Annotated in this window: 29 protein-coding genes and 1 pseudogene; 11 read left to right on the forward strand and 19 right to left on the reverse strand. The window is 61.0% G+C overall.

What is annotated here, in order from left to right; all coding sequences use genetic code 11:
- Window positions 1-2: 2 nt before the first annotated feature.
- Window positions 3-845 carry a patatin-like phospholipase family protein gene (locus LNW72_RS06085; RefSeq protein WP_250974429.1) on the reverse strand — a complete coding sequence of 281 codons (843 nt, stop codon included), beginning with the start codon at window positions 843-845 and terminating at the stop codon, window positions 3-5.
- A 164-nt stretch (window positions 846-1,009) separates the two neighbouring features.
- Window positions 1,010-1,402 (reverse strand): annotated as a pseudogene (locus tag LNW72_RS06090) (elongation factor Tu); the annotation flags it as partial.
- 142 nt (window positions 1,403-1,544) lie between these two features.
- Between LNW72_RS06090 and LNW72_RS06095 the strand changes: the two are divergent.
- Both LNW72_RS06095 and LNW72_RS06100 read left to right on the forward strand, forming a co-directional pair.
- On the forward strand, window positions 1,545-3,017 hold the full coding sequence (locus LNW72_RS06095) for a recombinase family protein (protein WP_250974430.1): 1,473 nt from the start codon (window positions 1,545-1,547) through the stop codon (window positions 3,015-3,017).
- Window positions 3,018-3,822: 805 nt separating this feature from the next.
- Window positions 3,823-5,334, forward strand: coding sequence for a hypothetical protein (locus tag LNW72_RS06100; protein ID WP_250974431.1), 1,512 nt, complete (start codon window positions 3,823-3,825; stop codon window positions 5,332-5,334).
- A 148-nt stretch (window positions 5,335-5,482) separates the two neighbouring features.
- On the opposite strand, the gene LNW72_RS06105 is transcribed toward LNW72_RS06100, so the two are convergent.
- Entirely contained in the window at window positions 5,483-5,854 is a 372-nt protein-coding gene (locus LNW72_RS06105; protein ID WP_250974432.1) for an Lsr2 family protein, read from the reverse strand.
- Between the two features lie 348 nt (window positions 5,855-6,202).
- On the opposite strand from LNW72_RS06105, the gene LNW72_RS06110 reads away from it, so the two are divergent.
- Complete coding sequence (locus LNW72_RS06110; RefSeq protein WP_250974433.1) at window positions 6,203-6,640, forward strand: hypothetical protein; 438 nt, start codon at window positions 6,203-6,205, stop codon at window positions 6,638-6,640.
- 350 nt (window positions 6,641-6,990) lie between these two features.
- Window positions 6,991-7,968, forward strand: a complete 978-nt coding sequence (locus LNW72_RS06115; protein ID WP_250974434.1) for a restriction endonuclease — start codon at window positions 6,991-6,993, stop codon at window positions 7,966-7,968.
- A gap of 50 nt (window positions 7,969-8,018) precedes the next feature.
- On the opposite strand, the gene LNW72_RS06120 is transcribed toward LNW72_RS06115, so the two are convergent.
- Window positions 8,019-8,804 (reverse strand): hypothetical protein, encoded by a 786-nt coding sequence (locus tag LNW72_RS06120; protein ID WP_250974435.1) that lies wholly within the window; start codon window positions 8,802-8,804, stop codon window positions 8,019-8,021.
- 400 nt (window positions 8,805-9,204) lie between these two features.
- Here LNW72_RS06120 and LNW72_RS06125 point away from each other — a divergent pair, with 400 nt between their 5' ends.
- On the forward strand, window positions 9,205-9,969 hold the full coding sequence (locus LNW72_RS06125; RefSeq protein WP_250974436.1) for a hypothetical protein: 765 nt from the start codon (window positions 9,205-9,207) through the stop codon (window positions 9,967-9,969).
- 80 nt (window positions 9,970-10,049) lie between these two features.
- Here LNW72_RS06125 and LNW72_RS06130 read toward each other — a convergent pair whose 3' ends face one another.
- The 3 genes from LNW72_RS06130 to LNW72_RS06140 form a co-directional block, all read right to left on the reverse strand.
- Window positions 10,050-10,610, reverse strand: a complete 561-nt coding sequence (locus LNW72_RS06130; RefSeq protein WP_250974437.1) for an SLATT domain-containing protein — start codon at window positions 10,608-10,610, stop codon at window positions 10,050-10,052.
- Entirely contained in the window at window positions 10,600-11,469 is an 870-nt protein-coding gene (locus LNW72_RS06135; protein ID WP_250974438.1) for a nucleotidyltransferase, read from the reverse strand. The genes LNW72_RS06130 and LNW72_RS06135 overlap by 11 nt, the downstream gene beginning before the upstream one ends.
- A 127-nt stretch (window positions 11,470-11,596) precedes the next feature.
- On the reverse strand, window positions 11,597-12,439 hold the full coding sequence (locus LNW72_RS06140) for a hypothetical protein (RefSeq protein WP_250974439.1): 843 nt from the start codon (window positions 12,437-12,439) through the stop codon (window positions 11,597-11,599).
- Window positions 12,440-12,601: 162 nt separating this feature from the next.
- On the opposite strand from LNW72_RS06140, the gene LNW72_RS06145 reads away from it, so the two are divergent.
- Window positions 12,602-13,342 (forward strand): restriction endonuclease, encoded by a 741-nt coding sequence (locus tag LNW72_RS06145; RefSeq protein WP_250974440.1) that lies wholly within the window; start codon window positions 12,602-12,604, stop codon window positions 13,340-13,342.
- 39 nt (window positions 13,343-13,381) lie between these two features.
- Window positions 13,382-14,017, forward strand: coding sequence for a hypothetical protein (locus tag LNW72_RS06150; RefSeq protein ID WP_250974441.1), 636 nt, complete (start codon window positions 13,382-13,384; stop codon window positions 14,015-14,017).
- Window positions 14,018-14,222: 205 nt separating this feature from the next.
- Here LNW72_RS06150 and LNW72_RS06155 read toward each other — a convergent pair whose 3' ends face one another.
- Both LNW72_RS06155 and LNW72_RS06160 read right to left on the reverse strand, forming a co-directional pair.
- A complete protein-coding gene (locus LNW72_RS06155) occupies window positions 14,223-14,423 on the reverse strand; it encodes a DUF397 domain-containing protein (protein WP_250974442.1) in 201 nt (66 codons plus the stop codon).
- Window positions 14,424-14,443: 20 nt separating this feature from the next.
- Entirely contained in the window at window positions 14,444-15,343 is a 900-nt protein-coding gene (locus LNW72_RS06160) for a helix-turn-helix transcriptional regulator (RefSeq protein WP_250974443.1), read from the reverse strand.
- 88 nt (window positions 15,344-15,431) lie between these two features.
- Here LNW72_RS06160 and LNW72_RS42045 point away from each other — a divergent pair, with 88 nt between their 5' ends.
- From LNW72_RS42045 to LNW72_RS06170, 3 genes are all read left to right on the forward strand, one after another.
- Window positions 15,432-16,007 (forward strand): ATP-binding protein, encoded by a 576-nt coding sequence (locus tag LNW72_RS42045; RefSeq protein WP_374117153.1) that lies wholly within the window; start codon window positions 15,432-15,434, stop codon window positions 16,005-16,007.
- 903 nt (window positions 16,008-16,910) lie between these two features.
- On the forward strand, window positions 16,911-17,726 hold the full coding sequence (locus LNW72_RS06165) for a ParA family protein (RefSeq protein WP_285370088.1): 816 nt from the start codon (window positions 16,911-16,913) through the stop codon (window positions 17,724-17,726).
- The gene (locus tag LNW72_RS06170) at window positions 17,719-18,138 is read left to right on the forward strand and encodes a hypothetical protein (RefSeq protein WP_250974445.1); all 420 of its coding nucleotides are present in this window, start codon (window positions 17,719-17,721) and stop codon (window positions 18,136-18,138) included. The genes LNW72_RS06165 and LNW72_RS06170 overlap by 8 nt, the downstream gene beginning before the upstream one ends.
- A 947-nt stretch (window positions 18,139-19,085) precedes the next feature.
- On the opposite strand, the gene LNW72_RS06175 is transcribed toward LNW72_RS06170, so the two are convergent.
- From LNW72_RS06175 to LNW72_RS06215, 9 genes are all read right to left on the reverse strand, one after another.
- Window positions 19,086-19,589, reverse strand: a complete 504-nt coding sequence (locus LNW72_RS06175) for a hypothetical protein (RefSeq protein ID WP_250974446.1) — start codon at window positions 19,587-19,589, stop codon at window positions 19,086-19,088.
- Between the two features lie 35 nt (window positions 19,590-19,624).
- The gene (locus tag LNW72_RS06180) at window positions 19,625-19,867 is read right to left on the reverse strand and encodes a hypothetical protein (protein ID WP_250974447.1); all 243 of its coding nucleotides are present in this window, start codon (window positions 19,865-19,867) and stop codon (window positions 19,625-19,627) included.
- A gap of 111 nt (window positions 19,868-19,978) precedes the next feature.
- Window positions 19,979-20,794 (reverse strand): hypothetical protein, encoded by an 816-nt coding sequence (locus LNW72_RS06185; protein ID WP_250974448.1) that lies wholly within the window; start codon window positions 20,792-20,794, stop codon window positions 19,979-19,981.
- Between the two features lie 146 nt (window positions 20,795-20,940).
- Window positions 20,941-21,204, reverse strand: a complete 264-nt coding sequence (locus LNW72_RS06190; protein ID WP_250974449.1) for a hypothetical protein — start codon at window positions 21,202-21,204, stop codon at window positions 20,941-20,943.
- A gap of 5 nt (window positions 21,205-21,209) precedes the next feature.
- Window positions 21,210-21,707 carry a replication-relaxation family protein gene (locus LNW72_RS06195; protein WP_250974450.1) on the reverse strand — a complete coding sequence of 166 codons (498 nt, stop codon included), beginning with the start codon at window positions 21,705-21,707 and terminating at the stop codon, window positions 21,210-21,212.
- Between the two features lie 289 nt (window positions 21,708-21,996).
- A complete protein-coding gene (locus tag LNW72_RS41570) occupies window positions 21,997-24,141 on the reverse strand; it encodes a type IV secretion system DNA-binding domain-containing protein (RefSeq protein WP_250974451.1) in 2,145 nt (714 codons plus the stop codon).
- A complete protein-coding gene (locus LNW72_RS06205) occupies window positions 24,138-24,392 on the reverse strand; it encodes a hypothetical protein (protein WP_250974452.1) in 255 nt (84 codons plus the stop codon). The genes LNW72_RS41570 and LNW72_RS06205 overlap by 4 nt, the downstream gene beginning before the upstream one ends.
- Window positions 24,392-24,706 carry a hypothetical protein gene (locus tag LNW72_RS06210; RefSeq protein WP_250974453.1) on the reverse strand — a complete coding sequence of 105 codons (315 nt, stop codon included), beginning with the start codon at window positions 24,704-24,706 and terminating at the stop codon, window positions 24,392-24,394. Before LNW72_RS06210 ends, LNW72_RS06205 begins: the two co-directional genes overlap by 1 nt.
- Window positions 24,707-24,936: 230 nt before the next feature.
- Window positions 24,937-25,158, reverse strand: coding sequence for a hypothetical protein (locus LNW72_RS06215; RefSeq protein ID WP_250974454.1), 222 nt, complete (start codon window positions 25,156-25,158; stop codon window positions 24,937-24,939).
- Between the two features lie 136 nt (window positions 25,159-25,294).
- On the opposite strand from LNW72_RS06215, the gene LNW72_RS06220 reads away from it, so the two are divergent.
- Window positions 25,295-26,497: a hypothetical protein gene (locus LNW72_RS06220; protein WP_250974455.1), complete on the forward strand. Its 1,203-nt coding sequence runs from the start codon at window positions 25,295-25,297 to the stop codon at window positions 26,495-26,497.
- Window positions 26,498-26,547: 50 nt separating this feature from the next.
- On the opposite strand, the gene LNW72_RS06225 is transcribed toward LNW72_RS06220, so the two are convergent.
- Window positions 26,548-26,967, reverse strand: coding sequence for a hypothetical protein (locus tag LNW72_RS06225; protein WP_250974456.1), 420 nt, complete (start codon window positions 26,965-26,967; stop codon window positions 26,548-26,550).
- Window positions 26,968-26,997 lie beyond the last annotated feature (30 nt).

A 26,997-nucleotide genomic window follows, 5' to 3' on the forward strand; every position in this document is an offset into this window, starting at 1 on the left:
GGTCAGCCGCACCACACGGCGCGGACCTGCTCGGCGTGCGCGGCGCTCTGGGCGCGGCCGGCCCGCGCGGCGCCGGCCCGCCGCGCCGGATCGAGCACGTTGCGTCCGAACGCGGTCCGTGCCGCCTGATCAGGAGTGATCAGCACCACCTGGGCGCCGGCGGCCGTCAGCTCGGCGGTCTGCGTCCGGGGCGCCGGGACCGGGCCGCCGCCACGGGCCACCGGCGCGAGGACGACGACCCGCTCGTAGCCCGCCGCGAGGTCGGCGTTGGCGCTGGACCGCACGCCGCCGTCGATCCAGCGCCGCCCTCCCGCGGTGATCGGCGGCCAGACGCCGGGTACGGCGCAGCTCGCGCTCACCGCGTCGACGACCCCGATGCCCGCGGCGCTGTCGAAGACGGTGAACTCGCCGTTCTCCGCGTCGACCGCGGTGACCAGCAGCCGCCGTTCCGGCCAGTCGTGCGACACCAGCCGCCCGGCGATGGCGGCCCGCCGCTCCGCCTCGGGGGCGGTGCGCGCGGTACGCGCGATGTGGCCCATGCGCAGGAGATAGCCCTGCACGTCGTGCGAGCGCGCCGCGGCCCAGACGTACCGGGAGATGAGCCGGCGGCTTATCCGGGCGACGGCCTCCCCGCGCGGGTCGACGAGTTGGCGCTCGTAGAGCTCCTCGACGCCGAGCCGGCCGGAGGTGAGCTGCGCCCCGACGATGGATCCGGCGGAGGTGCCGACCACCAGGTCGGCCGTGCCGAGGTCCACCCCGGCCTCCGCGAGGCCGGCGATCATGCCGATCTCCCACCCGACGCCGGTCAGTCCGCCGCTGCCCAGTACCAGCGCTGTGCCCTTCATGCCCAGGTTCCTCTCGCCACGGGCCGCGGCCGATGCGCTCCCGGGAACAGGTGTGATGAGCAGTGTGCCGTGTGCGTCGCGCGACGAACAGACGACGGGCCGTGTCCCCCGCACCGGATGGTGCGGGGGACACGGATCGGGACGACCCCGGTGACCGTTACCGGTCAGCCGTCAATGGCGGTGACGGTCCCCGCGCCGACCGTCCGGCCGCCCTCGCGGATCGCGAAGCCGAGCCCGACCTCGAGCGGTACGGGCCTGCCCAGCTCCACCGTCATCTCGGCGGTGTCACCGGGCAGCGCGATCCCGGCGACGCCGAGGTCCACGTCCCCGACCACGTCCGCAGTGCGGATGTAGAACTGCGGCCGGTAGCCGGTGGAGACCGGGGTACGGCGCCCGCCCTCGGCGGCCGGCACCACGTACACCCGCGCGGTGAAGCGCGTGCTCTGCGTCACGCTGCCCGGCGCCGCCACGATGTGGCCGCGCCGCACGACGTCCCGCTGCACCCCGCGCAGCAGCAGCGCCACGTTGTCGCCCGCCTGCGCGGACTCCATCGGCTTCGCCACGTATAGCCAATCCACCCCGCCAGCGGGAACAGATCACAGCCGGTGCAAGGCCCAACGGAGGGGGCAATCACGGCATTTGCGCCGGAATGATCGGATAGGCGAACGCTCCCGAATCAGTACAATAGGGAGTCCACCCATGCCGACCCTACTAGCCGAAGTACCCGTACTTTTCCTCAACACCGCCATCTATGCGCGCCTCAGTGAAGACCGCAGCGGTGAGAGTGAAAACGTCCGCATCCAGATTGCGGAGTGCCAGGACTACGCCACCGCCAACGGCTGGCCCCTCGTCGGTACCTACGACGACAACGACATTGGCGCATCGAAGTACTCAAAGAAGCCGCGCCCCCGGTATGACGCCCTGCTGTCGGCCATCCAGCTGGGGCGCGTGCACATCATCCTCATCACGGAGATGCCGCGCCTGTACCGGCGGCTCGAAGAGCTGCTGACGCTCATTCGCATGGCGGAGACGACCGCCCTTCGGCGGATCCAGACCACCGACGGCATCAGTTACGACCTCTCCACCGAGGAGGGCGTACACGCGGCTATCAACGCCGTGAACAACGCCATGCTTGAAGCGGCGCGCATCTCCAAGCGGGTCAAGCGCAAGCAGAAGAAGAACGCTCAGAACGGCAAAAACCACGGCGGCAAGCGACCCTACGGCTACGAAGCGGACGGGGTGACGCTTCGCCCGGTCGAGGTTGCCATCATCCGGGAGTGTGCTACGCGGTACATCAGCGGCGAGACTATTGCCGGCATTGTGCGCGACCTCAACGCGCGGGGTGTACCGAGCGCCCAAGGCAAGCAGTGGCGGACCGAAAACCTCTCCCGCATCCTGCTGAAGAGGCGGTACATCGGCATCCGTGAGTACAACGGTGCGGAGTACCCCGCTGCATGGCCCGCCATCCTGACGCATGGGCAGCATGAACAGATGGCCGCGCGCAAACTCACCGCCACCACGCACGGGCGGAAGAAAGGCGGTCCCGCCCGCAGCTACCTCCTGACGGGCCCGGCCAACTGCGGCCGATGCGGCGGCAAGATGGTGGGCGGCGGCCGAACGGCCGAGGCAGATCGGGCGGCCCAACGGCGGTATCGCTGCCAGGCAACCGACAACCTCGGCGGCATCGTGGGATGCGGCAAGGTGTACCGCGCCGCTGAACCGCTTGAGCTCCTGGTGACAGAAGCAGTACTGCACGTCTTCGACAACCCGCACGTCGCCGTGATGCTGGCTCCGCCCCAGGATGAGAAGACGGTACGGGCCCTGGTCACGGAGTTCGAGCGCCGCAAAGCCAAGCTGGGGGCGCTCGTTACCGACTACGCCACCGGCCTCCTCAACCGCGAGCAGTTCGCCCAAGCCAAGGGCATTGCGGAAGCCGCCATGGAAGAAGCGCGGGAGGCGCTGAGTGAGTACCAAGATGCCTCAACGCTGGCGCTCGTTCGGGCCGATCAGACGTTGCGCGAAGCCTGGGCAACGGCGGGGTTGGCCTGGCGCCAGAACGTGATCCGGCTCGTCGTCGAGCGGATCACCATCCACCCCGCCACGTCCGGGCGCGGGATGTGGCGCGGCTACAAGTTCAATCCGGAGTACATAGAGATCACGTGGAAGGTGTAACGCTCCACGCTTCATACCGGCCCTGGCGAGCCTCTTCCGTATCGCGTGCGATGCCGACGAGGTTGGCCAGGGCCGTAATCGTGTCGGCGTCCGTCACTGTCTCGGGTAGTCCCTGGTCCAAGCGGGAGCGCTGTACCCATGCCGCAATGTCAGTGTCGGACAGAAGCGTCACCCGCGTACCGGGTGGCTTCGACGTGGTGAGGTGTCGTGGGTTCCATGCCTCTACTGTCCGGCAGGACGGGCCGAGTGGGTGGTAAGGCGGTGGCAACGAGGCGCTTTGGATCGACAGCGCACGCTTGGAATGGCTGCGAAATAGAGAGAATTGCCGAATTCGTGTTAATATAGCGACATCTATGGAACAAGGCCAAACTCACAATTCAGAACCGATGCCGCGCCATCTTCAGATACTGTCGCGGTCTTGGCTTGCCATCCTTATAGTCGGGGCGATTTTCGGTAGAACAGACATATGTTATCCGATGTTATTCGTCTTTTCCTCCTTCTCCCTACGCGAAGATTACTTTAAGCATCGTTACCAGATGAAAAGCTCCCACACTAAGACGCACATTGTTTTAGACATGCTCTTGCTGATGATATCACTCCTTGGATTCTGGATCGACCAAAGGTGATTCAATGAGTTCATCTGGCTAGCCGTCGGATTTAGCATAATGCTGCCTGTACATCTCATGCGCCAACGATCACTACAGATCAAGAAGATTACATAAAACCCTTGACGAAGCAATAATAAGAGCCCATAATCCCCACCCGAGGGAACCTCCCTTGTATTCCGCACACTCTGGGGGCGTCTATGGACCGTCGTTTCATCAAGTACATCATGGCAGCTTTACTGAGTCTGCTCATGGTGGCGCCAACGGTCGAATCGGCTCATGCCGACGCACTGTGCGACTCCACGTGCATCTACAACCAGATGGTTGGCGCCGGACTTCCGGCGGATGCAAGCGGCGTACCGACGTACAACACCGACCATTCGGTGTTGCACTACATCGGTCCGAACGGAATCGAAATTCGCTACGGCCGCGATGCCACGTGGAAGGAAGTCTCCAGGGAATTCGGCATAGCCTCGGGCGTAGTTGGGGTCCTTTCAGGCGCTGGTCTGCTTGAAATAGATGTAGCCGTACTTGCCTCACTGCCCTACAAGTCCGTCCTGACTGCCTGGGCTGCAACCCAGTTGGGCTGCGCGGTCGCAGACTGCAATATATCGGCTATAGCGCAGTCCGCGCTTCAGCACGATATGTGCATGGGCGTCACCATTCCGCCGGGCAGTGTTTTCGCCTTTGTATCTCGCGAGCTCCAGTTCGCGGCGACACTGAACTTTCAGGCGATAACCTCACCTGCTACTCCGCAGGACATGAGGACATGGTTCGAACCATGCAGCAACGAGCGTGCGTCTGGCCTGGCCGACACCATCTCTCCGTCGCTGATTATGGCGAGCCAGTACCTTCAGCCCGCTACTGCGGCGCAAACCATCCCGGCGAGCAATGCCACGCAGATGCTCATCGCCGCCGACAGCTCCATCTACGCCAAGAACTCCGTCGGCAACGGTGGCTGGACCCAGGAAGTGGGACCCGGCAACGCCTCCGCCATCGCCGTGGGTGGTAACACCCAGATGTTCATCCGGGGTGACTCGGCGGTCTTTGCCAAGAGCTCCATCGGCAACGGTGGATGGGTGCAAGAGACCGATCCGGGTACGGCCAACCTCATCGCCGCCAGCTCAACTGGCGTGCAGATGATGCGGACCGGCGACAACGCCATCTATGCGAAGAACACCATCGGCAACGGTGGCTGGACGCAAGAGGCGGGACCGGGTAATGCCGCTGCCATCGCGGTCGGTGGCAACACCCAGATGTTCATCCGTGGTGACTCCGCCGTGTTCGCCAAGAGCAGTATCGGCAACGGCGGCTGGGTACAGGAAACGGATCCCGGCAACGCCACTGCCATTGCGGTGAGCAATACCGGCGTCCAGATGTTCATCCGAGGGGATGGTGCCGTGTTCGCCAAGAACGGCATCGGCAACGGCGGCTGGGTCCAGGAGACAACCCCTGGCAACGCTGCCGCCATCGCCGTGGGTGGCAACACTCAGATGTTCATTCGCGGCGACTCCGCCGTCTTCACCACCAACACCATCGGTGGAGCGTGGGTACAGGAGACGGACGGCGGGAACGCTACCGCCATCGCGGCGGGCACCAACGGTACCCAGCTGTTCAAGCGGGGTGACTCGGCGGTGTTCGCTACCGACGCGATTGGGGCGTGGGTTCAGGAAACCGATCCTGCCACCGCTTCGCGCATCGCGGTCGGCTAGGCCCTGAAGTACCGACGTCTGCTCTGACGCTAAGAGAGCATGGCCCGTCCGGGCCGGAGACTACTCCGGTTTGGGCGGGCCTTCGTCATGCGCAAAAAGGCCGTGGGTTCCGAGTATCCGGAACCCACGGCCAGGCCGAGAAGACGACCTACCTGGGGATAGCGCTCCCGCTCGCAGGAGCGGGAGCCGCCGGGGCAGCGGCAGCGGGGACAGCTGCCTTTGCCGCTTCGTACTGCCGGCGGATGTCGGCCGGAATCGGCCCCTTGTCGTTCATGGGGATGCGCTGGGTGGCAGCCCAATCACGAATGGCCTGCGAGTCATCGCCGTTACTGGCCCGCGCCCGCGGTGCCTTGGTGGGACGCGAAGCCGCCAGATACGGTTCGAGGAGCCCGCGTAGCCTGGCGGCGTTGGCCTCGGAGAGGTCAATCTCGTACCACTCGCCGTCGAGTCCCCAGACGATGTTTTCGGCGGACTCACTCTTTTGGTCGAGGTCGTCAACCGTTATTACACGCCGTGCCATTATTGCCCCTTCCTGAGGGGATAGATGCCGATTATGGTGCCTTTTTATTTTGAACTATTTCCCCGAACCGTCAACCACTAAATAATTGCCTCTTGACGCGTCTGCCGAGGCATGGCCTAACGATGCCAAACCGCACCCGGTCACGCCACATCCGTTAAGGACCGTCAAGGAAAACGCGAGCTCCACGTACGGCTACTGTTCGGCCACGGTCGAGGGTCGCCTAACATCCATTGTGCGACATGATCCACCCAGTCCTTGCGGATGACGCCGTTGCGCGACCCTACCCAAGTACAACGGGCATATGAGACAATCACGGCGCCAGCTTCTACCGGAGGAGTGAAGATCGCCATGAGCATGAATGATCGACTCAAACGACAGGCATTAGCCGAGAAAGAGAAGGCTGCCGCCAAAGCTGCCGAGATCCATCAACAAAACTTGGTGACAACAGAGAAGGTTCTACGCCAACAGCTCAAGGAGCTATTCAAAACCATCGGCATCCGCAAGCTGCCCGAGCTCTCACGGGAGGTGCGAGCCGAAATTGACGTATTCGATTACGTCGAGTATCCATACACCATGATATATTTGCGGTGGTCACTAGAAGGACATCAGTACACTGCGGCATCCCGGGTCAATAGTACTCCGGGCCTTGGCCGCATTACCGTTGCCACAGCGGCCAACAGCTCCTGTATCGTCTGGGCTAACGCCAGCCGTGACGTAGGGGGCAACATCGGGCGGGCTCTGCTGGAAGAGGCAGAATATTTCGAGCAGCACAATCCGCGCGAGTGAGAATACGGCTCCTTTCAAGCCGGGGCGGCTACGCCTCACCGAGGTCTTCCACCTTCAGCGGCATCGAGTCGTGCACGAGCTCGCCGTGCTCACGCCCACATCGTCCACGGCACTCGCGACACCCTCATCCCGGTTGAGAGCTCGCGCTAGTACGCCAAGACGGCCCAACTGACTTCGATTTGCTGGAGATCGGGGGTGCAACATGACCGCGCCGTTCACGACGATCCGAAGTACGCCGCTCCACAGACGCAGCAATCGCCCGAGTTCATCATTGCCACGGTGGCCGAGGGAATGAGCCGCCGTCGGCACTACAGCGCGTAGTGTCGGAGGGTGCTTGAGGAGGTGCCTTGATGGCTAAAGCTGGGCGGGCTCTGGAAGAGCTGGTGGCAACGCTCGAAACCCTACTGTCCGATAGTCTCGTCGAGATCAAGTCGCCGGATCGCATCAGGGGAAAGACCGGGGGCGGGCTGCGGGAAGTCGACGTGTCCTTGCGAACGCGTGTTGGTTCAGCCAACATCCTCGTGATCATGGAATGCCGGGACCGGAGTGACCCGCAGACTGTCGAGTGGATCGATGCAATCGCGGGCAAGCAAGAGGAGGTAGGAGCCAATAAGGCAGTCGCCGTATCGCGGAGCGGGTTCACCTCTCACGCTCGCGCGCAGGCGCAAGCCAAGGGGATCGAGCTGCGAACCATAGGGGAAGTAGATAGAGCGTCGGTGTGGGACTGGCTTGGTGTCGCAGTCGTGACTGCGAGAGTCAACAACCTCATGGAGATGAAGAGTGCCCAGATCATCATCCCCGACTCCGTGTCCACGGAAGCGAATTCAGAGGCGCTGAGCATCGTCTCGGGAGCGGCGTCCGATGCACTGATTCTCGTGAAGACAAGCGATGGCACGCCAGCGTCCGTCCTGGATGTCTGGCGAGCGGCACCCCAGTCGGACCTACTGAGTTCACTACGCCCAGGCGAGACGAAGCGCGGTACGGTCCACCTGCTTCCCAGCGACCCGGGTCAATGGTTCGCTATCCCGATCACGGACGACACGGTACCCATCACCGAGGTTGTTATTGTGGCCGACTTTCGGGTGGACGAGCGGAATGTACCCATCGCTCGCTTTGAGTACCTCGGTGACGATGGCCCACTGATCGAAGGTGCAAGCGCTGAGTTCAGCCATGAAGGCTCCACCGTAAAGATGGTCATCCACTCGGCTCCCGACGGATCAATGTTCTTGGTAGTCGAGCAACCCGATGGAGCGGACCTCAGCTTTGAGGCCAACCTTGTCCTAGGGGTGATCGACAATGACGAGGACTCCACGCCTGCCGAACAGTAGGCATTGGCCTACATGGTAGGCGTCCCCCATCGCGTCTATGGCAGACCGTGTTAGTGCCCGGCTATAACCGCGCGGAGATCAGCGAGAGCTGCTGTGAGCGCGGCGTCGTCCTGCTCATCGGACCATCTGACGAGCCGTACTGGCTTCCCGACTGCGGCTTCAAGCTCTGCAACCTGGCGATCAACTTCCCTGGGCAGTTGACCCGAGGTCACGATCAGTAGGGCGTTCAGCGTGGGGACGGCCAACAGCATGTACGTATGGTCCCGGAGTTGTCGCAGGGTGAGCGGGCGGCCCTCACGCATGTACTTGACCTCAACCGCGATCCGGCCGTCGGGGTACTCCAGTAGCGCATCGAGCGGAGTGCCGGCGGCTCGGCTCTCGGCTCGAACCTCCGCCCCGACCGCGAATGAGCGGATCTTCTCCATAATCAATCGCTCGTAGACGTAGGCGTTCGCCGATGCCACGGCCGGGTCTCTGGCAGCGTTGGGGTCCGCCGCTTCGAGTACGGCCAGAGCTTGCCTGGCCTGGTCGGGGGGAGAGTCAACCGCTTGAGCGAGAACGTCTGCCCGCCGCCGTCGGCCGAGCTCGACCTCATAGTCATTGAACTTCGCCTTCATCAGCGGCGAGCCATTGACGGCCGTGAGTAGGAACGCGCCGCCCACGGCGATGAGGGCGACACTCCCCGCCTGGTTCTCGGTCATGAAGACGGACACGGCTCCCGCCCCACCAAGGAGGGCCCCCACTATCCCCGCGCCAACGCGTTCCCTCGTATTGAAGGGGGCTACCTCCGGGCTGCTCGTCTCGGCGGGAGCCGGTACTGCTTCGTCTGTTGCCACGGGTGAACGTTAGGGCGTCGGCGACTCCGCCGGGGCCGTCCCGGCAAAGTAGCCGCGGAATTTGCCGTGTTGCTACTAACCCATCAGCCGGTGGGAGCGGTCGAACATGGCTGGAGTTGGCCCACTACGTAGCCGCTTCCTGCACCCACTTGCATACGGCGGCTGGGGGCAAAATCCGAGGCTCCTTCGAGAGAGCGGCGACAAGCTTCAATATCGAACTCGCGAACCTTCATGCATGGTGAAGGCGTGCCATTCAGTCGACGCAAACGCTTCCCTACCAGCCGAAGCGACCCCGTGAAACTACGCTCCGCACACGGCTAGACGCGCTAGGTCATGGCTCACTACACTTGCGGGCACTCCTGTCGGGGTGGGCGAAGGATCGCAGCAGAGGCGGCCACGTATGACACGGCTTGCGGGTGTATTCAGGACGCTAAGAGACACTGTCGCCTCCATAAAAGCAGTCCTCTACGTCATCGGCATTGGGCTCGCCGCGTGGGGCTTCCTTGCAGATTTTAGGCTAGCGCTGATAGTAGCCGCCGTGGTGACCGTCACCTTCGGTGCTATTTGGCTGTGGGTCACGCGATACTACGAGCCCTGTCGTTTTGTCGTCGACAGTCTAGAAACCACTCTGCTCGTCGAACGCAAGGACAACTATCATCGCTACACGCGGACAAGGATCGTGCATCTAACCGCCCGGAGGAATAATCTTCGCATCTTCGAAATGCGGCTCCAGTGGACGGGCCAAGCAGGTCCTGGGCGTATCGGGCCCCTCGAATCGCTAAATCCTGACCACAAGGCGTTCACCGCTCCCAGGGAAGACGAAAATCACCTCATGTACAGCTGGGTATACCTGGGGCGGTCTCTGAATAGAGGAGAATCTGAGACCATTAGCGTTGTCCAGACCTTCGAAGATGACCTCCAGGAGATGAAGCGCTTTCACTACGATGCAGCAACTCTCGCGAGAGCTAAGAAGATTCGAGTCATAACCCGCTTTCCGCGTGGCGAGGAGCCAATGGAGGTGACTGGACACACTTGGTATCGTGCCAAAAATCCGGGGTCGAATACAAAGTGCGTTCGTAAGGTTGATGCGACCAGTGATCACGTCGACTTCATCGTCGAGGTAGACGACCCAAAGCGGTATCGCTCATACGGCGTCCGATGGTGATGGCGCATGCCTGGGGTCTTCTCGGCACGAAACCGTACGACGGGCGGTCGGCAAAACATCGCACCTTCAGACTGAGCGCATCAATCAACACGCAGACTATCCGGCAAAAAGCGATTGATCTCCTCGTTAGTGAACGTCAAATCCTCGTTGATCTGAAGAGCCGTCTGCGCCCGTCGGTAAGCTCGGCCGGTGGTGTCAGGAGCGAGCTTGTAGATAGCTTTAAGCTCCTCGATCAGCTCATCTCGGCGTTTCACGATGTCCACCGAAGCAGGTTCGGTAGCAATGTCGCTCAACAAGTGAACGTACTTCTCTCGTACATACCAGAGCTCATTGGCCGCACTGCGGTGCCGCTCAGCCTCTTTGGCCGGATCGAAACTCAGCTGAAAAATAGTGAACGCGAGAGCCAGGGTCGCTAGACCCACGCTGACGTAAAGCAGGGCTTTTTGGTCGGTGATGACCGTGCCCAGGATCGATGTGGATGTCAACGCCGTGAGCCCGATATTGATCCACTTCACGACCACTGCTCTGGTCGACGCGATTTCCCGCGCCTTCTCATGGGTCTTGTGGGAGTAGACGACCCGGCCAAAACTCTCCCGGATCACCTGAACGTTTGCGCCCTCGGGCGCCTGATTACCCAGCATATTGGAACCCAAAGATCTTCTGCCACTCCTCGGTGGCCCATACGTCATCCGGCTCGTAGTTGCACGCCTTCTTGGCCCGACCAAGCGCCATCTCGGCTTTGCTCAGCCAGTCGTCTCCGTAGTTGTACTTCTCGTCAATCCCGGGGATTTTGCATGTCGCGTTGGCGTGCTTAATGAGCTCTTCGAGAAAGTCACGCACCATGTAGTCGTAGTACGTGCTGCCCTTGCCGCGATGCTCCCAATCCTTAAGGAAGTTGACTGCTCTGAGCTCCAACACCAGAGACTTGATAGGGACTGCGCAGTTGGCCTGCCAGATCTTCATCATTTCAATGAGACTCCGGGTTTGCCCGTTGGTAGCGGTATCAGAGTCAGCGATATTTGCAATCTCGGCGTCGTGGTCTACGAGTTTCCAGCTACCACCATTGTGTGTGTTGGGGATGATGAACTTGCCGTTGCTATGCCATGCGGGAAGCAGCTCAACCGTATGCCCACCCGAAAACGGCACCACAACAACCTGTCCGTCGCCACGGATTTTGTCGGTAGTAGGGTAACGCTGTTGGATTACAGCTTTGATGTCCTGCAAGAGCTGGGATTGACCGTTCCCCGAGTAGCTGCTGTATCGGTGGTATTCAGCCACGGGCATGATGAAAAGGATGTCCACGTCACGTGGCGGCCGAACCTGAGTCTGCTTTCCGTACGACCCGATGAGCTTCACCGTAGAGCCGTCGTAGGTCGTTCCATAATAGCGACTATGGAGCTTGCTGCCGACCCCGTTCAACTTGGTTTTGGCGTCAGTGAGCTCAGTGCTTGTAACGGCAATATTGCTGATGAATCGATCGAATCGAGATCCGGTAGGCATTAAGTTCCCTTTCCTGCCGATAAATTGCCCGTACTATACATCGAAAACGTTGCTCTATAAAGCGTAACCACCTTCGTCTACCGTGGCATTTCTTCACACCATCGTGCGGCGTCGCATCTTCCTCTGTTCAAGCGAGCGCCGGGCGCGGCGCGGTATCCAGCCCTAGAAGGGGCTCGATCACCTCAACGCAGGCGTGCGCGTCCATGTAGCCCGCGTGGAGGAGCAGCTCCTCCAGCATCGGCCGGACGACGTCGCGGGTGGGTGCAGTGCATTTACGCGAGAGTAGGCGGTCCGCGGCGAAGCCATTCATGGGGCAGTCCGGCCACCGGTTCTCGGCTTTGGTGAAGGCGTCAGAACCAGGGATGTCTAGTCGCGTCCACCCCACTTGCCCGTTGTTGGTGCTGGTCGTGCCCGTCACTCCGATCCGCCAGTCCAGCCGCCGGCGGTTCTCACCCCGGCGCTTGCGGTAGAGGTTGCGGTACACCGCGCCCTGGACGACGCCGTGAAGGCGGACCACTACGCCGACCACCTCAGTGACGGGCAGCGGGTCGGCCACCTCGTCCACCACGCCCATCGTCAGTCCCCAGCTCAAGTCGACGAGCCCCGTGGCATGAACCACGAGCTGATGAAGTTGGTGGGCAACGTACTCAGGCGGTCCCTTTACAACGAATCGCGCCATGATGGGGCCGGAGTAGTCCACCGTATACGGCAGCTCACCGAACACTTCCCGGGCGAGCGCATTGGCACGCGCCGGGAAGGCCGTCGACGGCACCGGCTTGACCATCCGGCTCGGAGCCACGCAGACCTGGACCACGAAGCGCCCGGTGTGGCCGCGTCCCATACCGCCTGCGCCGGTGATCGCGTGATGGTCGCCACGGGCTTTCTCCCTCCCCCACCCCCAGGCGGCGCGCACCCACTTGGCAACGATGCTGGCGTCCTTCACTGCCGTGTCGACGGTGTTGATGACCACGTGACCACCTTGCTAGGTACCGAGAAGGCAGCCGGTCGGGCCCAAGTGGTGCGGCTACGCACCCACCGAACGCGGCATCTACCAACGATAGTCGGCAGCACTGTCAAGCGGCGGTTACTCGTACACACCACCGGGGCGAGGCCCGGCGGCTACTGTGCACGCATGATGGCCGACATGCCCTACGACGACATGGACGAGACCCAGTTCGAAGAGTTCTGCTTTGAGCTCATGCGCGAGGTTGGGTTCGTCAATCTGGATTGGCGTAAGGGAACGGGCTTGGTGGCCAGCCCCAGCGACTCAGGGCGTGACATCGTCGCCCAACTCCCCCGGGAGGAGTTGGATGGACGGCAGTACCTAGAGACGTGGTTCGTCGACTGCAAGCACTACCAGCGGGGCGTCCCGCCGGACAAAATCGCCGGACTTCTCAGCTGGGCCACGGCGGAGCGAGCCGATGTCGCGTTGGTGGTCGCCAGCAACTTTCTCTCGAATCCGTGCAAGGACTTCCTAAAGTCCTACGAGGTGAACAACCGGCCACCGTTCCGCGTGCGGTACTGGGAGCGGCCCAATATTGCGCGTCTCCTTGAAGGGCGCGATGAGTTCATCAACCGGTACCTTCGAACCGAGATGCGCATCGAAGCGGAGGTGATCGAGGCGGAACAGGAGCTCTTTGATCGGGTTTGGTACAACCGCAAGATGATCCTTGAGGAGCGCCTCGCGGCTGGTGATGCGTCCTTCTCTGACGCCGTTATCGCCACCATGCGGGCAGCTTGCCGCGAGATGGAGGCCAAATACGGCAAGGAGAACCTTGGCCCCTACTCTGACTTTGAATGGGGCATGGTGAGCGGGAAGTTGTCGGCGCTGCGTTGGGTGTTGGGTGACGAGTGGGACAACCTGGACTCGTAGTAGCAGACGCCATGAAGCCCAGAAGAGAAGGCAGTTCACATGGAAGAGACCGTGCCGCTCCCGACCGTCGAGCTCGACCTACCGTCTGCCCAGAATCTCGGCAGCATGTTGGCGATCCTTCAGGACCTGCGCTTCGTAGAGGGATGTTGCTCTCGCCTGCTCACTCTCATGAACGGCCCGGAGGACGAGCGAGACGCCGTGCTGACGGATGCCCTCTGGTCGGCTGCGGTGATCGCCTACGCCCGCTGCTTCAAGGATGGCAAACGAGAACACCGGCTTCAAAACGCTGACATCACGTCACTCCCGCTCGAAGGCGAGGTGTTGGAGTTCCACAAACTCATCCTGATGCTACGCGACAAGCATATCGCCCACTCTGTAAATCCCTTTGAGCAGGTAGGCGTGGGTGCCATCTTGTCACCCGACGCGGGATCAGTCCGGCAGGTTGAAGGCATCGCCACTCTGTCGATGCGTCACACATCGACGGACGCGCAGGGTGTATGGCAGCTACTAAACCTGGCAAAAGCACTCGCTGACGCCCTGGTAAAGCGCGCGAAGAATCAAACGGCCGTGGTGCAGGCCGAAGCCGAGGATCTCGACATTGAGGCGCTGTACCGGCTCCCGCGGATGCGGTTGACCGCACCGGGTAGTGAAGCCGCCGCTCGGCCACGCACGTAACTATCAGTGGCAGGAGTTCGCCTGCTCGGGTCAAGGCGCTCGCCGACGGATGCTCCAGAGCGGTATTCTTCCCCTAGGTTTGCCCCACATGGGCGGGCAAGTCTAGTCGGGTGCAGTTCCCATACGGATTAACAGCTGCGCTCGCAAGACAGAAGCCCCCGACCGCATCTGCCGGCCGGGGGCTTCTGTCTGGGCGCCTAGAGGGTCAGTTGTCGAACTCTCCCGCTTGCACGCCGCCCTTGAAGGCGGCCCACTCGCGCGCGGTGAAGACGAGTACCGGCCCGGTTGTATCCTTGCTGTCCCGCATAGCCACTACGTCGTCGATAAAGGCCACCTCGACGCACTCCCCGTTTGCCTGGCTTGCGCGGGCCTTGCGCCACTCGGCGCGGGTGAGGTCAACGTTCATTGCCCGCACCTTCCTCTCTATCACTGCTCGTCCACCAGCTTCTGAATCATGGCTTTGGTTCCGGCAACACTCATGGCACTCGACCGGAGGTTGTCGAAGATGAGGCCGTACCGCTGGGCGGTGCCCTCGCGGTCAGGGTAAGGGTCGCTGTCGCTCTCGATGTAGATCACATCGGGGTCAGCGGGGTGGGTGTACTGGAGGATGACGAACGGCCCTACCCTCGTACCCGGGTGCGCTCCGGCCGAGAACGGGATCACTTGGATGATGACGTTGGGAAGGGTGCCCAGCTCCAACAGCTTGAGCAACTGAGCCCGCATCACTTCTTGGCCGCCGACAACGCGACGCAAAGCCGCCTCGTCCAACACGGCCCGAACCTCAACGGGGTTGGGCCGCTTGGAGAGGATGCCTTGCCGCTGCATCCGCACTTCGAGCTGTTGATCGAGGCCGTCGTCTGTCACCCCGGCAACCGGGTCGCGGTTGATCGCTTCCGCGTACTCCTCGGTTTGAAAGAGGCCGGGGATGACGTGCTGGTAGGTCAGTAGCGTCGTGGCTTCAGCTTCCAGCCCGATGTACGTGGAGTAGGGAACGTCGCTGTAGAGCTGCCACCACCCTTTGCGGTTGGCTTCGCGCACCAGTACGGCCAGCTCGTCTTTGCGCGCCTGGTCCTTTACGCCGTACAGATCGACCAGTTGTGCGACGTCTGCCGCCACCACCCGAGTACGTCCCAGCTCGATGCGCGAGAGCTTCGAGTTCGACCAACGGAGCCGCTTGGCGGCCTCGTCCCCGTTGAGTCCAGCGGCCTCGCGAAGCGCACGAAGCTCCAGGCCAAGACGCCTGCGGCGTACCACTGGGCTGGTTGTCGTCATACCGACCAGTGTCGTCACAATCCGTCGCTGTAGCAAGCGCACATGCAATTGCATGGCATGATGCTATTGCGCGATGTCGTGCTAACAGAGGAGACTCGTGCAAAGAACGTAACAGCCAACCCCGATCCACTGGGGGCAGATCGTGCCGAACCACCCTTCACCGCAGCACAGCCGCTTAGAGCTGGCCTGCGAGGACACGGCGGCGCGTTGGGCGCGCGCACATGCGCGGGATGTACTGGGGAAGTGGGCCATCCCAGAGGAAGCCGCCAACGACGCCTTACTCGTAATCTCCGAGCTGGTCACAAACGCCGTCCGGCACACCAAGAAGCCGGACGCTCCGCCACCCTGGGCGACGGCCAGGTCGTCGGAGAGCTGCGTAATAACTCTCTGGTACACGCCCGGGTACTTGCTCATCTATGTGTACGACGGGGACCGCACACCGCCGGTACGCCGCCAGCCTTCCCCCACCCTGGCGGGCGGGCGTGGCCTGCTTCTCGTAGAAGCCCTAAGCGCCGAGTGGGGCTACACCTACCCGACGCCCACATCGGGAAAGAGCGTCTACGCCAAGCTCCTGCTCCCCGGCCACCCAATGCCGTCTGACGTAGTAGCAAGCAGCGCCGAACTCCCGCTACCGCCGCCACGTAACGGCGGCGGGGCCTACCCGCAGAACGATCCCCTCACTACGAGCCGAGTCCGGCAGGGGCGGGCACATGGATAAGCCGCTCGGCCTTGGCTACTGGTGCCACTACCTCCGGTCCGTACATAGAGGCGACGACACCACGACCCCGGTGCACCTGGCATACCGGCTCGTCCACTCCCCCTCCGAGGGCCTGCGCTGGATGTACCACCAGATGCGCGAGCTGCCCCAGAGTGGGAAGGGCGGCTTCCTGGAGTCGCGCGGTTGGATTGGTGCAAGTGAAGACCTCCGCAGCGCTGTTCGCACGATGGAGCTGGGCGGTGAGTGGGCCGTGGGCTTCCTTACCCGTGACGGCCAGGTGCAAATAGCTGTGTACGGGGTGCCCATGCTCGCGATAGTGAGGGCATCGGTACCCATAGACCCCTGGCCGTAGTTGGCCCACCAAACGCACCCCCGACGCCGTAGTGGGTTCCTTCCCTGAGGAGCCCGGAGCCTTGGCTCCGGCGTCGGGGGTGCTTCCGTGTGGGGAGGCAGTCCCCCGCCGGCCTGCGTACAGCGGCCCGAGAAGGCGTGTTCCTTCTCGGGCCGCTGTCATGAGTAGATACGGCCGCGGTTGCCTCCCTGGCGGCAAGTACGGCCTTCCGTGGTAGCGGCGGAGCGGTCAGGCTGTCGCACGTACGCGCCGCGCCTGCTCGTCGCTCTCCATGAGGCGGTGTGCAAGATGCACCCACGTGGCCTCACGCGTTCTGTCGCATGTGCTTACGTCGAGGCCGAGCCGCATCGCAACGAAGGTTCTATAGGCGTTGAGTTCTTTTGGGGATTGCATATGCGGTGCCTTTTCTTACTTCTCCATTGTGCGCGCAATAAATAACTAAATCAATAACTATTTAAATAAATAACTAAATAGTTAGCTAAATGACTATTTATTGCTTTAGTTATTTATTGCGGTTATCATTGAGCAATAAGTAACCGCAGGCACGCATGATGGCAGTGGCAAGAAAGATAGTAGTGGCCATCCGCAAGGGGGGCTCCGGTAAGACCACGACAGCAGTGAACTTAGCTGGCGCCTTGATGCTTCTCGGCAAGCGAGTTCTACTGGTCGATCTGGATTCACAGGGGAATGCTACTCGCGCCATGGGCGTCGACCGCGAGGCTATAACCCTTACCGTAAGAGACATCCTCGCTGGGCGAGCAATTAACGTTAAGGATGCCGTCGTATCGAAAGCATGGAACCAGTATGCCCAAGATCAGTCCCTAGACGTGTTGCCATCCCACGAGAAGCTAGGTAATACAGAAATGGGTATGGCCGTTCAGACGGCGCTAGCTCAGCTCGGCATGGGCGATGACCCAGTAGACGCCATGCAGAGCATTGCCGGTCTTCTAAAGATATTTGAGACGTCTTATGACTACATCGTCATTGATACGGCCCCTAACCCAGGCCCGTTAACACTCGCGGCGTTATCGGCTGGCGACGATATGCTCATCCCCTACGAGTTGGGTGCGTTTAACGACGACGGATTAGTCCACGCGTTCAAGACTTTCCGGGAGGTTCAGCTGAACTCTAACCCTAACCTCACAATCCACGGCATCCTGTTCACGAAGACCGACAATACGCTCTTCTCGAAAGAGGAGGTGGACAGCATGGACCAGTATTCGGGCCATATCTACCCGTTCCGAGTGCCACGCAGAACACTCTACAACTGGGCCAACAATAACGGCGTGCCTGCGGTCGTTGCTCGGCCCTCAGATGAGGCCACGCAACCATACATGCAGCTTGCGGAGACATTCATCAATGGGTAGTTCAACCTACGACAAATTACGCGGAACCGGCGCCAAGTCGGCCCCCTTCGTAGACTTTGACCCATTTGGCAAGCCAAAGCCTAAGAGCGTTGCAATAGCCAGCAGTGCGGAACCTGAACAGAGTGAGCAGCCCTTGGCGGAGGCTGTCGATGAGCCAAGGCCCCAAGAGCAAACCTCTCCAGTGAAGCCACGAAAAAAATCGAAAGTGGGCAGTACCGAAAGCCGCGTTCCATTCATCACTGAGGTTGATGAGGCCGAGAAGCTCATCGCGCGGACGTCAGCCATGTACCCGTCGCGTCATACCCAGCTAGGCGATATGGCCTACCTCGAAGGCCGGAAGCCCTGGCAGATCATCGACCAGGCGCTAGAGGAGTACGTTAAGCGGCATTACCCGAGCAGAAAAGGGAAGTAGAAAGCGACATCCCAACCCATACCGCTATTGATTGTTGTAAACATTACCATTATGCTGACACTAAGCTAGTTCGGAAAACGTGTGATTACCTTTTTCGCACTAGCCCACAAGACGGGTTCTAGTGCGTCCCATGGAAAGCCAAACAAAAGGCTTGATTCCCACGGGTGGTGTGTTAAGATTTATGTAATCACACGTTTTTCGCACTGCGGCCCCGACTTGTCGGGGCCTTCTCTATGTCGGCCCCCGGGCGGCCTTCGAGCCTGACGAACTGGGAAAACGTCGATACCTCAGCTTCGCCACTGCCACCAGAACCTAGCGCGTGGGCGCAAAACGACAAGGAATTATCTTCGGGTAAACGTCACTGCCTAGCAAACGGACCCCCGCAGTCAAATGGAGCCACCCAGACGAGAGCGTCCCGGCCACACCCCCTAACAACGAAACATACGCGGTAATGCCGGACCTGGGCGCGGAGTAGTTGTTAGTAGGCTCCCCCACGAGCGTTAGACAAAGGAAATCGTACTCGGACGTTGCCGAGCAGGTAGGGCACCAGTGTGGCCGTAGAGGCCCCCTTCATGTCCTCCTGGAGCCGCTTCAGCTACCTACCGTGCTTCGCTTGGTTAACCTCGGGTCCTACGGACCGTCGGTTTGGGGGGGTGAGCGACCTTCGGCCGCTGGCTTCGCCGGATTGAAATCATTCAGGTTGAGGCGCTTGCATCGTCAGGAGCGTTCGCCGAGCGTGCAGCCCCGCGCGAGTCTAAAACGGCTTGTAAGGGATGACGGGCGACACAATAAACGAGACGCTTTGTCAACACATGGCACCATACAAGCCAGGGCGTTACGGCTCAGATTTAGCAGTGCGGTACCCCGCAGCTCAAGCAGGCAAGACGACGTTCCGTCGCGTGGGCGACCCCGATTAGGCTCCCTTTGGGCCGCGGACGGCGCGATGACTACAGCCGCCACCGCTTCTCGCGCGACCTGGCTTCGGACGGCGATGTCTCCCGCACCAAATGGTACAAATTCTCGAAGTAGATCTGCCAGCGGGTGGGGTCTTGCAGGGAGGGACTTCGCCTCGCGCGCTCCGCTTGAATCAGCGGCTCCATCTTCTCCCAAATCAGGATGACGGAACCGCCCAAGTACCCCGAGACGGGCTCCACGTCGACCACGTTGTGCGTGACCAGAGCGCCGACGTTGTCATAGAACCAGGCGAGGTCGCGCACGAGCTTCTGTTTGGCCGGCGGGAGGGCGTCGAGCCCCTGCGAGAGATCGAAGGTGTCGAGCTCCCAGTAGACGAAAGTCCGCGCCTCGGTGAGGTAGTCGTCCCGATGCTCGCGGAAGAGCCCAATGACAACCGGCAACGTGTTGGAGTGGCGGGCCAGCGTGAGTTGCCGGAGGGACACCAGTACCGACACGACCACGGCCGTGATGGATAACGCCAACGCTGCAACGTTCACTCAGGTCCTCCGTGAGGCATGAACGGGCGTCCGGCTCAACTGTCGTCTTCTGCTGGCATCTGCACCCTGCCGTGCATGGCCTTACTGCCTTGTCCGCCGGGCGACAGCATCACTACGGCTTCATCGTCCATGCCACCCAAGAACGCTTCCTGAAGCACGTAGGGAGTGTCTGTGAGCCCGAAGCGGACCGACCCGTCGTCATACGCCGACACCCGGGCCTTACGCCCGTCCGGCAGTTCCAGCACCCGATGAAATACGCGCTCGCGCTTCTGTGCCATGGATGCCCCCAGGAGTACGACCAACTGTTGGGGCGTCACCGTATCGCCCGGGGCAGCACCTACACAGCCGAGGCCCCGCTCTGGATGAACGGGGCCGGGTGCCACAACCTCTTACGAGGCGGCGGCGGGTTGCTTCTCGGACTCGGGTGTGGGCGACGGTTTGACCTCCGCGATGATGGTGCGGCCCCACCGTTCTCCCCGGTTGAACAGCTCGCCGAGCTCCTTGCCGGTGAGTGGGTTGCCGCTCCTGAGGCTGTGGAGGTAAGCCCGTTGAGCCTCTTCCTGCCGCCCGATGGCATGGAGCCGCTGCCGTTTGGGCCCAGTTCTGGCCCACTGAATGCCGTGCCCAGAATCGGCCGGCGGCGGCAGTGCCGCCGAGTGATCTTGCGGCTTCTCTGGCTCCTGGGGGGAGTCAGTACCGTCTGGCGGCAGATGATCTTGCGGGGACTCGGCTACTTTTACAAGATCGACTGCCGCTGCGGCCGCCGTTGGCGGCGGCAATGGATCAAGGTCGGGCAGGGGGTCCGGCCCGGCAATCTGCGGCAGTCGATCATGGAGCGCCTGCCGGGCCGCTGTGTGCCCGATGGCCAGCAAAGCACCTGAACAGACGGCCATGAAGCCATCCACGGCCACGGGCCCGATTGCCGCGCTCACGGGGTCCTCGCCGTAGGCCGCCAGGAGCGCGGCCATGTGGCGATACGAGATCACAGCGGCGATCCCGGCAACGGCAGTTAGGCCGCCGTGCCGCACGAGTTTCCACAACCAACCGTCCGGCCAGTGCACGCGTGAGATGACTTCGATGGAAATTAGCAGCGCCACCGGCCAGAATGCCGCCGCCACGATGGCGCCCGCTTGCGGCGTCCAGGTGGCAGCCGCCTTGCTCGGTCTGAGGTAGCTATGGGCAACGTTGGCGGCAATAGATGCCACGATTCCTACACCAAATCCTAGCCGCGCCCAACTGCGGCCAGGCGAAGAGTCAGCCATACAAGTTCCCTTCTCTCGGCCGCATATTGAGCATACTAAAAACGTGACATTGTGTCAGTTATGTCCAACTCCGCTGGATTGGACACGTTCTAGCCCCACTCGCGCTCTTCTTGCTGCGGCTCCTGCTGCTTCAATCTGGCAAGCTCGAAAATGACCGCGCCGATAGCGTGCTCAAGCTGGCCGATCTGTTGATAGATATCGTGCAGCTGGCCATCCGTACCGTCTGCGGCCAGGGCTATCGACCCTCGCACGGTATCCGCGTAGTCGTAATAGGCCGCCCTGAGATCGGTTGCCAGAGAATACAACAGGCCCAGTTGGTTCGCAACGTCCTCGATCAAAACCTCTTGCATCATGCCTCCTAGGTGGTGAGAAACTGTGCGGCGTCGTCGAGTTGAGTAAGGCGAAACAAGTCCGCGCCGCCGTGGTCGTTAATCTTTCGCTGGATGTAGCGCGCCCGCGTGCTGTCGGGCACGACGAACACAACAGCGGGGAACCTCCCCCCAGTCCATTGCTGGTGCGCGGCGGTGTACGCCCTGAGCTTTGCGGGAATCTTCTGGCCCCACTCGCTACCCTCGTCCACTTCGATGAAGCAGTCCCGCAAGTTGTCGCCGAGCTGAATTTGCACCCGGGCGTCTGGCCGAAGGGGCGTCATGCCAACCGTCAAAGCGGATTGCTCTTCTGGGTGGAATCTCACGGGCCCGCACAGTCCGTCATGCTCAGCCATGGCAAGTTGCACCCGAAGTTCAACGATGTCGTGCGTGTGCATCCGGCGGGAACGGGCCGCGCTCGTCGGCGGGATGTAGACGTAACCGCCGCTGCCACCTTCAAAGCCGCCAACCCAACGTACGCCCGGCATCCGCTTTATCGCGCCCTTTAGTACCAGACTTCTCAGAGTGCGTTGGACCCGAGTAGGGCGTGACCGGTCGGTGCCGTCCCGGTAGAAGTGGAGTCGGGATATTTGGCTCGTGGTGACTTGGTGGAAGTCGAGGACGGTTTGGACGATGGACAGGTGGCGGGGGGAGAGTGGGGAATGAGGGGTCACCAGGCGCCCCCAGTCCGGCCGTTGCGCGGCCCGTTTGACCCGGCCAGCGGCCCTATGGGGTGTCTCGCGATCCATACACCGATCCATACAGCGATGCATACCGTCACCAAGCCACCTCCGGGGCCGCCGTGGTGGCTGTCTGGCCCTGCCTCTTGCGCTGGTCGCCGAGGACTTCATCAATGCTCCGGCCATATCGGCTGTTTGACTTCTCAATAGCTGTTTGCCTGGTTCCAAGTGATGGAGTCGGCGGGAACGTTCGGGCAGTAGCCGCCACGCCGCCGTCGAGCTTCACCACCACCTCAAACTTTTCGAGGGTCTGAAAGTCGGCGGCGGTGAGCTCACACGCCAACTCGCGCGCTATGACGAGTGCGTCAGCGGCCGAGCAGGGGAACACGATTTTGGAGCGGGTGTTAGGCATGATGGAATCCCTTATGTTGGGTGAGAGCTGGCTCATGTACTGATGCGCCAGCACGAAGCCGACGCCGTATTTACGCGACTCGGCCAACACATCGGCGAAGTTAGTTGGAGTGCTGACGTAATTCTGGAACTCGTCGATGAAGACAGCGAAAGGGGAGCGCTCATGCACGGGGATGGCACTACGGCCTTGGGCGGCTTGCAGTACCTTCGCGACGAGCAATGCCCCAAACAGTCGGGACGTTTCATCGCCGAGTTGACCCTTGCTGAGTGAGACAATCAGGATTTTGCGCTGCCGAATAATAGCTTCAAGGTCGAGGCCCCTCCCGGCTTGCCCGAGGCAGGCCCGAAGGTTCGGCCGGACTTCAAAGGCCCGCAGCCGCCGCAACACGGGCGCGGTGACGTCGAGTTGCCGGTTTGGAGATTGGCCGTTGTACCACTGCCAGAAGTTCTTTAGCGCTGGGTCGTCCAAGTCCTTCGTTAGCCGGTGCCGGAAGGTGTTGGAAGCTGCGTCTACTCCCAGTAGCGCGGGTATGTCCATGAGGGTCATACCGGCCTGGGCAAGGGTGAGCACACTCGACCGCAGCACATCGGCCGTCTGGGGCAAGCGGTGGATGTCATACAACTTGTCGAAGACGGCCAGGATTTGGTCCATGACGATGTACGGGTCGCCAGCGAAGACGTTGAGCGAGATCGAGCGGCTACTGTCTGCCGGGTTGAACCACACCACATCGTTGAGACGGTGGTGGGGGATGCGGTCAACTATGTTGTTCGCCGCATCGCCATGTGGGTCGATGAAGACGCCACCAGAGCCGCTCTGAACCGTCTGAAGAAACAGATTCTCTAGTACGGTCGTCTTGCCGGTTGCCGTGGCTCCTAGGACATGCATATGGCGTGTGAGCGCATCCACCGACATCGTCAGGTCGCGCGTATCGCCAGGGTAGTTACTCACTCCCACCCGGATACCGTCCCGCGGCATGTCTCGGCCGGCTGCCAACCTACGGCTTTGCCCAAGTGCCAGTCCCGGTACTTGCGGCGTCCCGATGGGGAGGGCGCACACGACAGCCAGGGCGTGGGCTTTGAGTTGTCCGGGCCAACGGATGGTTGGAGCAGAGCGGTTGTTAACTCGGGTCGTCCACTCCGTGCGGAGCTTGCGCGCCTGGAAGACTTGCAAGCCGCTGTAGGCCGAGAGCGTGCGTTTGATGAGGGCTTTGGCGCGGATGTCGTTGCCAGATGCCGCCAGCCGCCCCACTACCCAGAAGGCAGAGTCTTGCTTGGGGTCGATGACGTTGCCGATGGGCGTCATGACGAACTGGACGATGACGGCTTCATTTTCGTGCAAGTCGGTCATGCTACGGAGCAACACCGGGACGAGTCGGGGGTCGGGATGTATCTCCTTGAAGGCCCCGTGCTCGTCCTCCACGATGACGTCACGGCGGGCAAGCTCAATGGCGTAGTTCCAGCGCCGAGGTTGCTGGGCCACCTCTTCAACCCGTATGCCGGGTATGACACCGGAGAGGTGGCCGCGCACGATGTCCGCCACGTTCGGCGGGAAGCTGATCAGGTAGTGAATGCCTGTGTGGGTCGCCAGGACTTCAAAGGCAATCGTGTTGCGGCCGAAGGGTTCACCCACACGACGCACGGGCCGGTACAGCCCCCGGAGCGAGGTGAAGAGTAACGCCGCGTCGTCGTGCTTGAGCTCGCGCGGGAAGGTGAGGTGGTACGTGGCATGGCCGGTGTCCAATTGATGTTGTCCCCAATTTCGTGTGACGAAGAGACCTCCAATGAGCAGGCCGCTGAAAGTGACAGCGATGTCGAACCAAACTAGAATCACTCACCCATAATACGATCTATTTTCTCTTGGGCTTTGCGTTCCAGATCGTTGAGCCGTTGGTGTACCCGCACTTCGTTCGCCGCAATGTTTCTGATGGCCTCGTCTCGCTGATACCGCATGTTGTCTTCTAGTAGCTTGTCTTTGGCTGCTTCTGAGGCCCCATTGCCCTCGAACAACGAACTTATTACGGCGCAGATCAGCACTGCGATGGGCGACAGGACGCAGAACCCGAGTACTTGAATCTCCGTCATCAGAAGCCCCCTCCGATGATGCGGTTACTGTCGCGCTCCCACTCGTCAAAGACGTTCTCCAGAGCCTGTTGCACACGGGGGTTTTCGTTTTTGACCAGCACGCCCATGATGCGTTCCATGAGCTCGACGTGCTTTTCCATCTGCACCTCGCGGAGGCCCAGGGCGATTTCCAGGCGAAGTGCTTTCACGGCGCCCTCAAGTCGTGTCAGGAAGATCGCTTGCCGAGCCGTCCGCTCCAGGGCTCGTATCTCCTGCATCGGTGCCCTGTCCCGCATCGGTATGAGGTTGTGGTCGTCGGGTGTGTAGCGCTCCACGGACATAGTTTGCTCTCCTCTGCTGTAGGTAGGTTGTCCAGTCGCTGCCTCTGATTTGCCGTTGGGCCGCCACGTACTTCTGAAAGTTCGTGTGCGTCTCAATCAGGCGCTCTAGTTGAAGCTCCTCCCAACTGGTGTCGTCATCAGCCCAGTCGATTTCGTCTTCTTCCAACGCTTCCTCCCTCGCCGCTGCCGCGCCGGCGGCTACTCACTCCGGCGCGGCAGCGGAGTCAGTCACGGGTACGGTTCCGGCTCCAGCCGCTCGACACGTGGCGGCAGAGCCGGGCGTACGACTCCTCGATCTCGCGCAAGTAGCCGACGGCTATGGCGTCGGCACCGATCACGACCTTGATGAAGCGGTGGCGTCCGCCCACTTGCTCCATGAGGGCGTGCAGCTCGCGGCGTAGGCCGCGGTCCCACTCGTCGTCGTGCTGGCCTTCGTGTGCGCTCATGTGGGTTGTTCCTTCCTGTCCTCTTCCGGGTCGGCATCCCAGGTGGGACGCTGGCAATCCACAGCACCACACTCGAAAGCCCCCTCCTGGCAAGGGACTGGCAAGACGCAAGATCGATAGGACGGAACGGGGTCAGATGGACGGCACCGAGGACGACGAACTCGAACAACAACTTGCCTCGGCGCTGCAAGACGCCATCAGTCAGACCGGGGGATTGCAATACCAAGCAATTGGTGAACTACGCATGCTGCTTGAACTTCCCCAAGTACGCCGCCAACTAAATGAGTTCAGCACCCCAGCCGACCAACTGCTAGCTGTGCGCGCGTCAGTTACGCAAGCAATCTCGGCCATCACCGAACCACAACAAGTGCTCAGACGCGGGCGCGCTTGGTCGCCAGAGCTGGTTTCATCCAGAAAGATTCGCGATGCCATCAGCCATCTACTTAACGAGGTCGTCGAACCCCTTAAATCCACGGGAACGCAGCGACGAGATCATGTCATCGGATTGCTAGAGCTTGGCATCGCTGTCACTTCGATGAGGCGTCGCGAAGTGGGCCCCGAGTTCCAACTGATGTGCCTACTGGCCCGGAAATTGATAGCGCTCCAACGGAGGCCCGTCAGGTTTGAGAGGATTGAAATAAATTACAAATTCTTTGAGGAATATGAATCGCCGTTCGGCATCCGCCTTGAAAGTGCCTACGTGTCTTGTTCCGTGGAAACTCTGCGCGCACACAGATCATTCGAAGACACTGGCTTCTACTTGATTCCATGGAGAGGCGTACTGAAGCCCAGTACCCCGTTCACTCAATATATCTATAGCCAACTAGCTCATTACTCCGACTACGCGCCGAAAAATGTCCACCTAGCTGACATCATTTCTCATGGCGAGGAGGATACCGACCAGGAGAGAAACCCTGTTTTGACCGTACCTTTTAGGGGCCTCTGGGAGCTCGGGGGTTCGCACTACAGCTACTCGATCACATACCCTCTCAGTGATCGCAGCACATGCGCCCGCCCTGGAGACGAGAATTACGAGCTGATCGCGATCCCAGCGGGCAACATGAAGGGAACCGTTTCGATAGAAATTACTACACCAAGACCGATAGAAATCAGCGAGGTTGGTTATTCTCGCCGCCTCATCTTCAATGCCTTTCAAGCCATAGGCAATACGTATCACAGCATATACCAGTTCGATTCCCTAGCCGCTGGCCGCCCTTTCGGTCTGGTAATACATTGGAAAGACGAACCAGGCAAGAGGGACAGGGAATTTCATAAGTTGGCTACTTCATCAAACGTAGACTGGGGCGAATGGCTCCGTAAATTTATGGAGGAGCCGTAGCGTGAGCCACGGCTCCTCGGAAATGGTTGCACCTGCGAGCGTCTCGCTGCCTACATCCACCCATTAGGCGTAGGCGTCGTTCCTGCCTCCTTGCTTTTGGCGAGCCGGATCACGTGGCCCTCTTCGAGTTGCCCCTCAATGCCCGTATAGAGGATGCCGTTAACCCAAATTTTCTCCGGGTAGTCACCGACGACCAGTCCCTCAAACTCATAGCAAGGAAGGCCGTCATCGATGTCCGGGCTGTAGACGACGCGAAGATTCGTGGGACAGATGCGTAGAGGAAACCTGCTGATCTCATCCAGGGCGGTTAGGGAGCCGCACGCCTCAAACATCAATGACTTCGGTGCGCCCCGTCGACTCGACTTCATGCATTCGAAGATGTCATCGATCGAGTAAAACAGCACACCAGGCGCGGGGTGATGCAGGCGCATGCTCGGGTGCGTAGCATCAAGTCTGAGCTTCTCTTTCATACCAAGCCTCACTTGGTCGTGGCCTGGCTT

Origin of the sequence: Streptomyces sp. RKAG293 (assembly GCF_023701745.1) — a bacterium.
Taxonomy (GTDB): domain Bacteria; phylum Actinomycetota; class Actinomycetes; order Streptomycetales; family Streptomycetaceae; genus Actinacidiphila.